The organism is Pontibacter aydingkolensis (assembly GCF_019443125.1).
In the GTDB taxonomy this organism is placed as follows: domain Bacteria; phylum Bacteroidota; class Bacteroidia; order Cytophagales; family Hymenobacteraceae; genus Pontibacter; species Pontibacter aydingkolensis.
This window is the reverse complement of record NZ_JAHYXK010000006.1, coordinates 191,077-203,964: the sequence shown is the minus strand read 5'-3', so window position 1 is coordinate 203,964 and position 12,888 is coordinate 191,077. Positions and strand designations below refer to the sequence as shown.

Annotated in this window: 17 protein-coding genes; 6 read left to right on the top strand and 11 right to left on the bottom strand. The window is 45.4% G+C overall.

The window, feature by feature from the left end:
- Positions 1 to 71: 71 nt before the first annotated feature.
- Complete coding sequence (locus tag K0O23_RS09720) at positions 72 to 476, bottom strand: hypothetical protein (protein WP_219877226.1); 405 nt, start codon at positions 474 to 476, stop codon at positions 72 to 74.
- A gap of 142 nt (positions 477 to 618) precedes the next feature.
- Here K0O23_RS09720 and K0O23_RS09715 point away from each other — a divergent pair, with 142 nt between their 5' ends.
- Positions 619 to 1,713 (top strand): DNA topoisomerase IB, encoded by a 1,095-nt coding sequence (locus K0O23_RS09715; RefSeq protein ID WP_246597018.1) that lies wholly within the window; start codon positions 619 to 621, stop codon positions 1,711 to 1,713.
- A gap of 521 nt (positions 1,714 to 2,234) precedes the next feature.
- On the opposite strand, the gene K0O23_RS09710 is transcribed toward K0O23_RS09715, so the two are convergent.
- The gene (locus K0O23_RS09710) at positions 2,235 to 2,864 is read right to left on the bottom strand and encodes a DNA-3-methyladenine glycosylase family protein (protein WP_246597017.1); all 630 of its coding nucleotides are present in this window, start codon (positions 2,862 to 2,864) and stop codon (positions 2,235 to 2,237) included.
- A 171-nt stretch (positions 2,865 to 3,035) separates the two neighbouring features.
- Positions 3,036 to 4,079 (bottom strand): threonine aldolase family protein, encoded by a 1,044-nt coding sequence (locus K0O23_RS09705; RefSeq protein WP_219877225.1) that lies wholly within the window; start codon positions 4,077 to 4,079, stop codon positions 3,036 to 3,038.
- Between the two features lie 79 nt (positions 4,080 to 4,158).
- Between K0O23_RS09705 and K0O23_RS09700 the strand changes: the two genes are divergently transcribed.
- Positions 4,159 to 4,347: a hypothetical protein gene (locus K0O23_RS09700; RefSeq protein WP_187065478.1), complete on the top strand. Its 189-nt coding sequence runs from the start codon at positions 4,159 to 4,161 to the stop codon at positions 4,345 to 4,347.
- Positions 4,348 to 4,455: 108 nt separating this feature from the next.
- Here K0O23_RS09700 and K0O23_RS09695 read toward each other — a convergent pair whose 3' ends face one another.
- A complete protein-coding gene (locus K0O23_RS09695; RefSeq protein ID WP_219877224.1) occupies positions 4,456 to 4,953 on the bottom strand; it encodes a metallophosphoesterase family protein in 498 nt (165 codons plus the stop codon).
- A gap of 345 nt (positions 4,954 to 5,298) precedes the next feature.
- A complete protein-coding gene (gene pyrE / locus K0O23_RS09690) occupies positions 5,299 to 5,937 on the bottom strand; it encodes an orotate phosphoribosyltransferase (protein WP_219877223.1) in 639 nt (212 codons plus the stop codon).
- 109 nt (positions 5,938 to 6,046) lie between these two features.
- Between pyrE and K0O23_RS09685 the strand changes: the two genes are divergently transcribed.
- A complete protein-coding gene (locus K0O23_RS09685) occupies positions 6,047 to 6,727 on the top strand; it encodes an NUDIX hydrolase (protein ID WP_219877222.1) in 681 nt (226 codons plus the stop codon).
- Here the strand turns inward: K0O23_RS09685 and coaD are convergent.
- From coaD to K0O23_RS09665, 4 genes are all read right to left on the bottom strand, one after another.
- Positions 6,681 to 7,160 (bottom strand): pantetheine-phosphate adenylyltransferase, encoded by a 480-nt coding sequence (gene coaD, locus K0O23_RS09680; protein ID WP_219877221.1) that lies wholly within the window; start codon positions 7,158 to 7,160, stop codon positions 6,681 to 6,683. The two genes, K0O23_RS09685 and coaD, sit on opposite strands and share 47 nt — an antisense overlap.
- A 37-nt stretch (positions 7,161 to 7,197) precedes the next feature.
- Complete coding sequence (locus tag K0O23_RS09675; RefSeq protein ID WP_219877220.1) at positions 7,198 to 7,575, bottom strand: four helix bundle protein; 378 nt, start codon at positions 7,573 to 7,575, stop codon at positions 7,198 to 7,200.
- A 78-nt stretch (positions 7,576 to 7,653) separates the two neighbouring features.
- Positions 7,654 to 8,541, bottom strand: coding sequence for a DUF3822 family protein (locus K0O23_RS09670; protein WP_219877219.1), 888 nt, complete (start codon positions 8,539 to 8,541; stop codon positions 7,654 to 7,656).
- A gap of 82 nt (positions 8,542 to 8,623) precedes the next feature.
- A complete protein-coding gene (locus tag K0O23_RS09665) occupies positions 8,624 to 9,115 on the bottom strand; it encodes an NUDIX domain-containing protein (RefSeq protein WP_219877218.1) in 492 nt (163 codons plus the stop codon).
- Positions 9,116 to 9,152: 37 nt separating this feature from the next.
- On the opposite strand from K0O23_RS09665, the gene K0O23_RS09660 reads away from it, so the two are divergent.
- The 3 genes from K0O23_RS09660 to K0O23_RS09650 all read left to right on the top strand — a co-directional run bounded on the left by K0O23_RS09660 (position 9,153) and on the right by K0O23_RS09650 (position 11,830).
- A complete protein-coding gene (locus K0O23_RS09660; RefSeq protein WP_219877217.1) occupies positions 9,153 to 9,602 on the top strand; it encodes a PaaI family thioesterase in 450 nt (149 codons plus the stop codon).
- Positions 9,603 to 9,897: 295 nt separating this feature from the next.
- Entirely contained in the window at positions 9,898 to 11,304 is a 1,407-nt protein-coding gene (locus tag K0O23_RS09655) for an ATP-dependent DNA helicase (protein ID WP_219877216.1), read from the top strand.
- A gap of 79 nt (positions 11,305 to 11,383) precedes the next feature.
- Positions 11,384 to 11,830, top strand: coding sequence for a DUF1573 domain-containing protein (locus K0O23_RS09650; protein ID WP_219877215.1), 447 nt, complete (start codon positions 11,384 to 11,386; stop codon positions 11,828 to 11,830).
- 144 nt (positions 11,831 to 11,974) lie between these two features.
- Here the strand turns inward: K0O23_RS09650 and K0O23_RS09645 are convergent, their stop codons facing one another.
- On the bottom strand, positions 11,975 to 12,352 hold the full coding sequence (locus K0O23_RS09645; RefSeq protein WP_219877214.1) for a DUF423 domain-containing protein: 378 nt from the start codon (positions 12,350 to 12,352) through the stop codon (positions 11,975 to 11,977).
- Between the two features lie 18 nt (positions 12,353 to 12,370).
- Complete coding sequence (locus K0O23_RS09640; RefSeq protein ID WP_219877213.1) at positions 12,371 to 12,820, bottom strand: DUF2750 domain-containing protein; 450 nt, start codon at positions 12,818 to 12,820, stop codon at positions 12,371 to 12,373.
- Positions 12,821 to 12,888: the final 68 nt, after the last annotated feature.

The window sequence follows — 12,888 nt, the reverse complement described above, 5'->3', positions numbered from 1 at the left end:
TTAAGGTAGAGTTATATCAACCAACAATATAACGCAAGCTACTTAAGTTTAAAAATAATATAGACGAACACCTATTTTGTTTCTCTTAATACCTGTTTTCCGAACATTACTGACACGGTAAACGTGAGCAGGGCAATTACCAGCATCGCGGTAGTTAGCAAAAATGCCATGCCTGCTGTTTCGGTGGCAGCGCTTTCCTGGTTTTGCTGCATCATGCCCAGTAGCTTACTAAAGTAAGTGGCAGAGCGCCAGCCAAGAAGTATAGTGAGCAGGCCAGCTTCTGCAGCGCCAAGTATAAATCCCCAGCGGTGCCCTCTGTTTAGAAAGTGCCCGGCCGTTAACCCGATCAAACCTCCTGCAGCGCCTGTAATCAGCGCTGTATTAGCCTGTTCGCCGGCAAGGTCTACCGCCACTGCCCCGCAGGCCAGTAAAAAGAAGCCGAAAAAAGCGTATAAATAGGATAGGTTTTTGTGCATAGTCTTAGGCTGTTTTGAGTCTAGGGTGAATAGTGCAAATATAGTTAGTTTGTAAAAGCATACATCAGATTGTTAACCAAAGTATAACCGCACTGCAAAACTTTTACGGGTAAGTTTAGTATGACTTGCTTGAGGTGTTAATATGGAGCCTCTGAAGATGGCAAGAAAGAACGAACTGCACGAATTATATGCCGACCCTGCCAAATCTGCTAACGGTGCCGGCCTGCGCTATACATCAGACAGTAAACCCGGTTATACCCGCAAAAAAGTAGGTAAAGGATACCAGTACCTGGATGCAAAAGGCGACAAAATCACGGACGAAAAGATACTGGATCGCATAAACGCTCTTGTTATTCCTCCGGCATGGACAGATGTTTGGATATCTAAATCTGCTAAGGGGCACTTGCAGGCTACTGGCCGCGACGCTAAGGGTCGTAAGCAATATATCTATCACCCGCAATGGCAGCAGGCGCGAAGTATGACCAAGTTTGGCAGGATGATCTCCTTTGGTAAAAGTCTGCCGGAACTGCGCGAAAAGATAGAGCAGGATATCAATTCCCGCCAACTCGACCGACGCAAAGTTACAGCCCTTGTACTAAGTATTATGGATAATGCGCTTATCCGGATCGGGAACCGGCATTATGCCAAGTCTAACCAATCGTATGGCCTTACTACGCTTCGCGACAGGCATGTAAAGTTTAACGGCAGTAGTGTTAAGTTCTCTTTTAAAGGAAAAAAAGGAGTGGAGCACGACATTGACCTAAAGGACCGCAGACTAGCCAGGCTGATTAAGAAATGCCGCGATATTCCGGGGTATGACCTGTTTCAGTATTATGACGAAAATGGTGAGCGGCAAACACTGGAGTCTGGCGACGTGAACGAATACCTTCGCGAGGCCACAAAGTATGACTTTACAGCCAAGGATTTCCGGACCTGGGGGGGCACCGTGCGCATGGTAGAGTGCCTGGAAAACGTGCTCGACGAAAACCCTGATCTGGGTAAAGAGAAAAGTATAAAAGAAGCTATAAAACAGGTGGCCAAAGGCCTAGGCAACACGCCCAGCGTCTGCACTAAGTATTACATACACCCGGAGGTCGTAAATTTATTCAGGGAGGATAAACTGCTGAAGTACCTGCAAAAGCATGATGCTGACGAATCGAAGGTAAAGAACTTGTCAGGTACCGAAGAACTGGTGCTGAAGATGCTGCGGAAAGTGGCTAAAGAGAACGGTGTTTAAAGACCGGTGATTAAAGGGATATGATTGATTAGAAGTATTTTGACCAATATTATTAAGATTTTACTGATTAAAGGATTAAGTCATGCCGCAAGTTTAGCGGCAGCGTAACTCGTGGCTTTGCATGAGGCCAATTTGCAACTGGCTTTCTGCGCAAGCAGAAAAGTATACTTTACCTGATTTATACTTTGTGAGGTTTATACTTTTTGGAAATTCCCCTCTTGGGAGGCGCAGGGGTGGGTTAATCTACAGTAGTCAAAGTATAAAGTATAGCTCAGGCCATCTGCGGACAGGTCGCGACCTGTCCCTACGAATCACGCCAGTTTGAACAGATTTTATACTGTAGCAGATTATGGTTTAAGTATAGCTCAGACCATCTCAACCCTTGCTTTTTCAAAGCAAAGCAGTTGAAAACTGCTGCCATACTTAGCCACAAGTTACACTACGCTAAACTTGCGGCAGATCCCTGTACTGTACAAAGTCTTGGTAATCAATCCAATCATTTTAATCTGTGGTCCACCGGTCTATTTAGGCATGTTATCCAGCGACTGCCACAGGTACTTACTGGCAATGGTGCGGTATGGTCGCCATGCCTCGGCGAGTTCTTGCATGCGCAGTTTCAGGGCTTTGCCGGTTTCTTCAAGTGCGTAATGTCGTTTCATGGCGTTCTGTATTCCCAGGTCATCTAAGGGCAACACATCTGGCCGCTCTAAAGCAAACATCAGCAGCATTTCTACGGTCCAGCGGCCAACACCCTTTATCTGTGTCAGGTGTTGTATCAGTTCCTCGTCGGGCATGGCATTTATCGTGGCATGGTCTAAGTTGCCTTTACTTGCAAATGCTGCTACATTACGCACATATCCGATCTTCTGAAAAGACAGCCCGGCGCTACGAAGGGCTTCATCCTCCATTTCCAATAGCAGATGAGGGTGCGGATAGCTTTCCGGGAACAGCTCTGTAAATCTTCTGAAAATAGTAGCCGCCACTTTTGTGCTCAACTGTTGCGATACTATGGCGCTGAGCAGTTTAAAGTATAAATCTTCCGATTTAGATGATTTCAGCGGTTGGCATTGCTTTACAATAGCAGCCATTACAGGGTCTTTGGCTAAAACAGCCATTACTTCAGATGCAGGATAATGGGGGAAATAGTTCATAGTTTTAAGTGGAATTAGGAATGCTGGATCAGGAGTTATGAATTGGAGATGCTCTCAACCTTAGAAGAGAACTGACATTTCGAACACCGTGGATATCTGGAATTTTGCGGCGATATGAAAAACTCCAGATATCCACGGTGTTTGAAATGACAACTAAATCAGAGTTTATTGTTACACTTCTACCTGCTGTTTACTCAGCGACTTAAGTACACTTAACGTATGCTGCATCATCTCGTCAGTTATATCCAGGTGAGTTACAAACCGGATCATCTGCGGGCCAAAGGCTGTGGCACGGATACCTTCTTTTGCCAGAGCTGCCACAAAATCTGCATCGGTATACTTGTCGTTCAGTTTAAAGATCACAATATTCGTTTCCACAGGCAGTACACTCTCTACATAATCGGTTTGCAGCAGCGTTTCTTCCATGGCTTTAGCTTTGCGATGGTCTTCCTTCAGGCGCTTTATGTTATTCTCTAAAGCATAGATACAGGCTGCAGCTAAATAACCGGCCTGGCGCATACCACCGCCAAAAACTTTTCGTACCCGTCGTGCTCTTTTAATAAAGTCTTTCGTGCCAAGCAACACAGAGCCTACCGGAGCACCAAGGCCTTTAGAGATGCAGATAGAAATGCTGTCGAAGTATAAACCATATTCTTTTGCAGCGTCGCCGGAGGCTACCAGGGCATTAAAAACGCGCGCGCCATCCAGGTGCAGGGCCAGGTTGTGGCGCTTGCATACTTCCGAAATTGCAGCAATCTCATTCAAAGTATAAAATGTGCCGCCACCTTTGTTGCAGGTGTTCTCCAGGGCTACCAGTTTGGTTTCCGGAAAATGCACGTTGTCCAATGGGCGGATATTTGCCTCGATTTGTGCTGGTGTCATTTTGCCGCGGTTGCCATGCACCAAAGCTGTGGAAGCGCCTGAGTTAAAGGCAATGCCACCGCCTTCGTACTGGTGAATGTGGGCCGTAATGTCGCAGATAACCTCTGTAAGCGGCTGTGTGTGCACTTTTATGGCTATCTGGTTTGTCATGGTGCCGGATGGGCAGAAGAGGCCGGCTTCCATGCCGAACATGGCTGCTGCTTTCTCTTCCAGGGCATTTACTGTAGGGTCTTCTCCGTACACATCGTCGCCAACAGGGGCGGCAAACATGGCCTGGAGCATCTCAGGTGTTGGTTTTGTAACGGTGTCGGAACGTAGGTCTGTTATGTTCATATCAATTTGATTCAGAAAAATACTTTACAATTCAAAAATAATGTTTTACTTTTGCCCTTCAAATTAAAACTTTGCAACGATGGGAGTTACTAGACTTAAAAGAAAAGACCGTAAGAATAAGGCGAGAGCAAACAACAAGGTTGCCAGAATTAAGCAGCTGTTGTTAACACCAGTTATCAAGAACGTTGACATGGACGAGCTAAGAGCTCAGTTCGGTGAAGCTCCAAAGAACAAGAAAGAAACAACTGAAGAAACTTCAGCTGAGTAGTCTTTTTACGGCAAAGTAAAACCATCTGCCTGCCAACGCTGTGAAAGCTTCGGTTGGCGGGTTTTCGAAAGACTTCAGAGTGTGTTTGCTCCTGCAGGCACACTTTTTTTATGCCCTTTTGCCAAGTTCAATTACCTGCAGGTTCTTTACCTGCCCGGCTTCAACATCAAACCGTACCATGGTTCGGATCTTGTGAAAGCCGTGCATGCCGGCCGCGCCCGGGTTAATGTGCAGCAGGTTGTTCAGGCTTTTATCCGTCATTACTTTAAGTATGTGCGAGTGGCCTGTAATGTATAGCTGCGGCGGATTATCTTTTACACTTTGGCGCACATCGGGGTGGTATTTGCCGGGATAACCGCCAATATGCGTCATCATCACATCCAGTCCATCTACAGTAAAGCGGTTTACCTTAGAGTGTACTTGCCGGATAGTAGCATCGTCTATATTACCATAAACGCCCCGTAGCGGTGCAATATCACTTAGCCTGTCAGATACTGCTATACTTCCAAAGTCCCCGGCATGCCATATCTCGTCACGGTCAGAAAGCAATCGGATAATCTGATCGTCGAGGTAGGAGTGGGTGTCGGAGAGGAGGCCTATTTTCATGACTAGGATTTTTAGGATTAAAAGATTGCCAGGATTGCTTGCCGCAGAAAGGGATTAAATTGATTTAAATGATTTTATGGTTGAAGTATAGCAGTGCATTGTTTAACCTAAACCTCAATACGGAAATCAGGAAATCCGAATGAGCATTATTTGTTTTTTGTAGGGACAGGTCGCGACCTGTCCGAGGATTGGCTGCATCTATAAAGCTTATACTTCAGCTATAACAAAGGCAGAAAGTCCCCCTTTGAAGGGGACAAAGGGGGATGTTTAATAGCTGCTATAAAACAAAGGAGACAAAAAGCAGACTTTGCCTCCTCCTAACATCCTTCTAGAACAAGATTAAAATTAAGCACCCCAGGTCTCCGGCGATCTTCTCCAATCAGCCAAAGTACTCATTGCACTCTCCGGTATATACCCATTTGCCACTGCAGCTTCTGTTAAAGCATTGTAATTGCTCAGGCAGTGCAGTGGTATTTCTGCTTTTTTGAAATTTTCTTCGGCCACGGCAAAGCCATAAGTAAAAATAGCGGCCATGCCTATCACTTCGGCGCCTGCTGCTTTTACGGCTTCTGCAGCTTTCAGCGAACTGCCGCCTGTCGAGATAAGATCTTCTACCAGCACAATTTTCTGCCCCTCTAAAATTCGGCCTTCTATCTGGTTGCCCATGCCGTGCTTTTTAGGCTCGGGGCGTACATACAGAAAAGGCATCTCCAGGCAATCTGCTACCAGGGCACCCTGCGCGATTCCGGCTGTGGCTACACCACCAATCGCCTCGGCATCCGGAAAGTTTTGTTTAATAAGTTCTGCCAACTGCTGCTTTATATAACTGCGGATATACGGGAAGGAAAGTGTTACACGGTTATCGCAGTAAATAGGTGAGTTCCAGCCGCTGCTCCACTTAAACGGCTGCTCTGGTCTTAGTTTTACGGCCTCTGTCTCTAGCAAGTATGAGGCTACCTGATGTGCTGTGTTCGTAGATTCCATGGGTCGAATTTACGTAAATAATCTTCCTTTTTAAGTTGAGGCGCTTTGAATAACGTGATTTATTTATCTATTTGTGTAAATTTCGCATTCATCTGACGTATCAAAATGCATGAACGTTTTCATTAACGATATTCCCCTGATCCTCAAAACAGCATCTGAAAAGGTGTATAAGCATGAGTATGACCTTGTTCTGAAGGCTTCTGATCACTTTACATCAAAAGACCTGGTAGGAGATGTGCTGATAAAAGATGCTGACGTGCTGCTGATTGACCGCCTGGTGCGCTTGATGGAAGTGAAGAAGCTGAAGAAACTAAAATCATTAACGCTGGTAACTGATAAAAAGAAGCGCTTGATCGAACACCTGAAAGATCAGTTCAAGATCGTGAAAGCTGCCGGCGGTTTAGTGGTAAAGGACGGCAAGATACTGATGATGTACCGCCTGGGCGTTTGGGACCTGCCTAAAGGTAAACTCGATAAGAAAGAGAAGGTAAAAGAAGGCGCCCTACGGGAAGTGGAAGAGGAGTGTAATATACAGGTAGAGGTGCTGGAAAAACTGCCAAAAACATGGCACTCTTACGCTTACAAAGGCAAGAAGATATTAAAGAAAACCAGCTGGTTTCTGATGAACTGCACCGACGACAGCCTGATGAAACCGCAGGCAGAAGAATTTATTGAAGAAGTACGCTGGATGACACCGGAAGAAGTGCTGGAGGTGCTACCCAACGCTTATACTTCCATTACCTTTATAGTGCAGCACTATCTGCAATCTCTGAAAACTGGAAAGGTATAAACTCGTCCACGTTGCCACCAAACCGGTGAATTTCCCGGATAATGGAGGAACTGATGGCTGCCAACTGCGGTGATGTGATCAGGAATACGCTTTCCAGGTCGTGGTTAACGTGCTTGTTAGCCTGTGCTATGGTATTCTCGTACTCAAAGTCGGTGGTGTTACGTAAGCCCCGTAGCAGAAACTGAGCACCTCTTTCGCGGGCATACTCTGCCGTAAGACCCTTAAAAGTATCCACCCGGATGTTTGGCTGGTCTGCAAAGAGTCGGGTCATTACCTCAAACATTTTATCTACCGGAATATAGCGTTGCTTGCTGCTGTTGTTACCGATAGCCACAATCACCTCATCAAAAAGCTTAGATCCCCGCATTACCACATCGTAATGTCCGTTTGTAAATGGGTCGAAAGATCCGGGGAAGAGGGCGATGCGTTTCATGTCAATTTTGAATGAGTGGATGAGTGAATGATTGAATTTATTTAATGGTGTTCTTTCTTGCTTTTGCTAATACGGATACTATCTCTGTTGTTTCTTTCATAAGACCTGAAACTGAGGACCTTGATATAGTGCCGGACTCTTCCAGCAGCTCAAGCCAAAATAGGGTTTCATCAGCCTCTTCTACTACAATGCTTATTTTAGAGTAAAACTCTGCTGCCGAACGCGCTCTGCAAGCGGCTCTATAGTTTGCTCCAACTGATGTAGCTGATCTCAAAAGCTGACGCTTCATGATAATTGCCTCATCCGTTCTTGGTAAGCTTTGACTGAAGCGAATTGTGTCTATAGCCAATTTCTTAGTGCGTTTACGAGACTGCTCTGCAAATTCCCATTTAGATGTGGAGTTGTTATTGCTCATTGAGTAATGGTGAATTGTTTCTCTTGCAAACTAATTAAGGTACTAAAATAATTCACTCATCCACTCATTCAAAATTCCTCATTCACAAAAATGCATACTATACAACTCAAAATACCTGTGCTCAAACAGGTCGTGGAATTTATAGCTGTATTCTACATCAGCAGGTTTTTTGCCTAGCTTCACATTACGGATATACTTTTGCAGCGTTGAAAACAGGGTAGAGTCGTGGGTGATATCTCCCCAAACAGTAATGGTCTCCTGCTCCGGGTTTAGCTTTAGCTCCTGCATCACAAATATGATGTAGTAAATAAAATCTTCAGGACTCAGGTAATGAAAAATATTGCAGAACTCGAGTCCGCTCTGGCCTGCCACCAGCACTGTTACATAATTACGCTCTACAAAAGCATAGATTTTACGCTCTGTTAGGCGGCTTGCCTGGTGAAGTATACTTTTAATGAGGGCACTTGTCTGGTGTACGATCTGCAGCGGACGATCCGGGAAAACATGTTGCAATGCTTCGTATAGTGCAGTGTCAATCGAGAAGATGTTAACGGCCTCCAGGCCACTGTGCCTGTAGGAAAACACATTGTCGTGCTGCGGATCAAACTGGCTGTGCAGGCGCAGGTAATCTAACTGATGATCGGGGTCGTAAAGCGTTTCGGGGACTAAGGTAAAATGCAGGTTACTGACAGAGACTCTTACAGTTTGCCAGTTTTTTTCCTGTAGCAAAGGGTTTTCCGTTGCCATTAAGCGCAGCTGCTCCGCTACCTGCACCGGCGAGAAAACAGATAAAAGCTCATAATCTTCCAACACTACAAATTTGTTGCGGCTTGTATCCACCACGGCCAGTCGCAGTGATCTGTGGCCCACTGCCATGTATAAGTTACAGGTGGCAGCCTGTGCCAGCGAAAATGCCTCGTCGTGGATCTTAAAGGAAAGCCGGAAGTGTGTGCTTGTTGTGTTCAAAGTATGGTTTTCTAAAGCATTGCCGAAACATGGCCAAGCTGCTTATGCAAGTATAAAAAAAATCTGGCAAACGGCAGCAAGGCTACTTACCTGAGATAAAATAATGGTCCTGGCCCAGTAGGTCGTCCAGAGAGATAAGGTATTGCAGCACACGGTGCTTATCAGGTAAGGGTATCGCCAATATTTCTTTGATTGGCAGCCACTGCGCCTTTTGTATTAACTGCTGCTCCCTGGTTACTTCAGGGTCTGAGCCGGTTAGCAATTCTCCATCTGTTATACTTACTTCAAAAAAGAACTCAACGGCATGCAGGGGTTGCTGCATAAACTCATTCACAAACAAAAAGCGGTTTATTTCTACATGTAGTCCAGTTTCCTCAAGCATCTCACGTTTTAAGCAATCTTTCATTGTTTCGCCGTAAGAAAGGCCACCACCTGGAGGAGCCCAAAACGCTTTGTTACCTATGGTATGGTCGTGCTTTATTAATAGCAGTTTATCATCTTTAATGCAGATGCCGCAAACGCGTACACGCAGCTTTTCTGAATAGCCGGCTGCTTTAGGATTTAATTCTGTCATGCTTGTTAAGCAATGGGTTTGGTCGTAAATTTACAGAATGATTCAAACGTTTAATCCTGATTTTGAACAGGACATACGCGAAAAGTTGGAGCGTCAGGAGTTTATGAAGCTCATGGGCTTTAACGTAACAAAGATAGAAATTGGCAGGGTAGAAGGCGAACTTATACTTGAACAAAAACACAAACAGCACAAAGGTTTTGCCCACGGCGGCGTAATTGCCACACTGGCTGATATCGTAGCTGGTTTTGCCGCTGTCAGTCTTGTTCCCAAAGGCCATCATGTAGTAACCGCCGAAATTAAGGTATCATACTTTCATCCGGGAGTTGGCGATAAGTTGCTGGCGAAAGGTTACGTAATAAAGCAGGGCCGCAAACTAAATTTCTGCGAGGCTGAAGTATACGTTGTTTGCGGTACTGACGAGCCGCTGCTGATTGCCAAGGCAAGTGCAAGTATGGCCAACATTAAGCCAGAGGAGTTAAAGAGATAGAGAGTTAGAGAGTTACAATGACCTCACAGAGTTTTACAAACCTGTGAACGTCTTGCTGGCTACAAAGCAGCGTTGTTGAGACGCAATACTTTGCGTCTTGGTAGCGACGAAGCAACTACTTTCACTTTGCTTAACGGATTTAAAAAGCAGCTTTCTCTGTTGTAAAGCAGGTAAGGAAAGTATGGTTAATAAGGGCCAGAGGCCCCTATATAGCAAGTCACGAGCGAGGACGCTCGCGCCATTGTACCTAATTACACGTCACCCATTCCTAATTTATCATTCATAATTAAAAAGAATGCGTCCAGTAGAAGCCTTACGTTCCAGTTTCCCATTTGAGCCAACCGAGGACCAGGCGATGCTTTTTACGAAACTGGACGAGTTTATACTTTCCAAAGAGCAGGAGCGGCAGGTTTTCCTTTTAAAGGGATATGCCGGTACGGGTAAAACAACCGTGGTAACTTCGCTTGTAAAGATACTGAACAAGTTTGGGTACAAGTATGTGCTGCTGGCCCCAACTGGCCGTGCTGCCAAGGTAATGTCGAGTTACAGCGGCAAACCTGCTCACACGATCCATAAAAAGATCTACCGGCAAACCGCCAATCCTTTCTCGGAAGGACTTGCTTTTACCCGCATGCCTAACAAAGCCGACAACACAGTCTATATAGTGGATGAGGCCTCGATGATCTCAGATGAAAGCGGCTTTGGAGAAAATGGTTTATTGCTGGACCTGTTGCAGTATGTGTTTGATAAAAAGAACAACAAGCTCTTGCTGATAGGCGACACAGCCCAGTTGCCACCGGTTGGCCAAACGCTTAGCCCGTCGCTGGACAGTGAGTACATGAAAAGCAACTTCCGGTGCCATGTGCAGCAGATGGAGCTAAAACAGGTGATGCGCCAGGCAGAAGCATCCGGAATTCTGATGAACGCAACCCAGCTGCGTGACCGCATGAAGCAGGAGAAACTGGAGATAAAGCTTTTTACCAAAGGCTGGCGCGACATTTACCAGATGACCGGGGAAAAGCTGGAGGATGGCTTACGATACGCCTATGATAAGTATGGCGTAGAAGGCACTATTGTTATTTGCCGGTCTAACAAAATGGCTAACATGTACAACCAGCACATCCGCAGGCGTATTTTCTTTGCTGAAGACGAGATTGGCGTAGGAGATTACCTCATGATTGTGCGTAACAACTACTTCTGGCTGGCTAAAGATTCCGACATAGGCTTCATGGCCAACGGCGACTTTGTGGAGGTAACCAAGATCATCCGCGACGAAGATATGTATGGCTTTAGGTTTGCCGATGTGCGGGTCAGGTTTGTAGATTATCCTGATGCACCGGAGGAAGAGGTAAAGATCATGTTGGATACACTTTATACCGATGCGCCGGCTTTACCGCAGGATCAGAACAAGAAATTGTACGAGGAGGTGCTGAAAGATTACATGGATATTCCGAACAAGCGTGAGCGTTACAAAGAGCTGAAGAAAAATCCGTACTTAAACGCTTTGCTCGTAAAGTTTGCCTATGCCCTTACCTGCCATAAAGCACAGGGTGGCCAATGGAAGGCCGTGTTTGTGGATCAGGGCTTTTTGAAGGATGATATGGTAAATGAGGAGTTTGCCAGATGGCTTTATACAGCCCTCACGAGATCCTCTGAGGAACTGTATTTGCTGAACTTTAACCAACAATTATTAGTTAGCTGACAAAAGAAAAGATATTTTGCATCGTTTTTGCTGCAATACAAGTATAATAGCTATCCCATTAATCTTAATCCTTTACAAAATGAAAAAAATACTCCTTTCTTTCGCATTTGCCGCATTAGTTGCCGGCGGCGCTGTGGCGCAGGAAAAACCAAAAGCCAAAGCTTCCGCACCATCAGAGCAGGCAGTTAATGGCCCTGCTCTTACCTTCGAAGAGAATGAGCATAACTTCGGCGACATTACTCAAGGCGATGTTGTAGAGCATGTATTTAAATTTAAGAACACTGGTACACAGCCGCTTGTAATTGAGCGCGTAGATGTAACATGCGGTTGCACAACACCAGCCTGGACTAAGGAGCCTGTAATGCCAGGTCAGAGTGGTTCTATTACAGCAAAGTATAACAGCGCCGGCAGACTTGGCCAGCAAAAGAAAGCAATTACAGTACATTCTAACGCTGCTGAAGGCGCGAAGCATGTGTACATTGTAACCAATATCAAGGAAAAAACAGGTACCAGCGCAAAGCAATAGTTTGCCATAGCACTTAAAGTATAAAAAAGAAGGGCTGCCAATTTTGGCAGCCCTTCTTTTTTGTGTCTATCACTTTATACTTGAGTAATCTTTTGTCTTTAGTCTAAAAACTTCTTTGTCCGCTGACTTAGTACTGATTTATACTTACAGCGCTTTCATGATAGCATAAAAAAGTGCTCCCCAGCCAACTATAAAAAATGTTCCACCAATAGGGGTAATAGCACCAAGCCAGGTTACGCCTGTTAGAACAAGTATGTAAAGCGAACCTGAGAATATAAGGATACCACCAAAAAAGCACCAGGCGGCCACCTGCAAAGCAGGTTGTTCTACCTTGAATAAGAGCAGGCCAACAGCTAGCAGTGCCAGCGTATGGTACATCTGGTATTTAACGGCAGTTTCAAATGTTTGTACACGGCCAGTGCTCTCCAGTACTTTGGCAAGCGCATGTGCACCAAATGCACCAATAGCAACGGTCAGGCCGCCCAGCGCGCTGGCAATTAAAAGTATAGTTTTCTGCGTCATGGTGAAGTATAAAACCTGCTACTCTTCGCCTTCCATGGCCTCAATTACCTGCTCTTCGAATTCCTGCTGGCTGTCGTATTGCGAGAATTCAAGTGTTTTGTCTTGTGACTTCAGTTCCTGCACCACATCAAGCGCAACCTCCAACGGCTCTATTTCTTTGCCGGTAAGGTCTGATGACCAGTTGGCGCCAACCAGTAAGGCATCGCTGTACATGCCTACGCACCAGTTCTCCAGAAACTCAACCACAGTGATAGACTCAGGTTTATAGTCTGCCCAGTCGTCTTCGGCACATGCTTTGGCGCCGGCTTCATCAGACCAGAATAAAATGACTTCAGTGTCTTCGAACTCAGCAGAGCTGGAGGTTGCCCAGGTATCGTCTTTGGCCAGGCCCCATACTTTGTTTGTGTCAACTATCGTTTTTACGAAAGTCTTGTAGCTTTTTTCGGTATCGGCTGCACTTTGAGTCATGTTTTTCTTTTTTATGTTTTTTGATCAGATACAAAGGTGTATACTTTTGAGCGTACTATAAAGATATG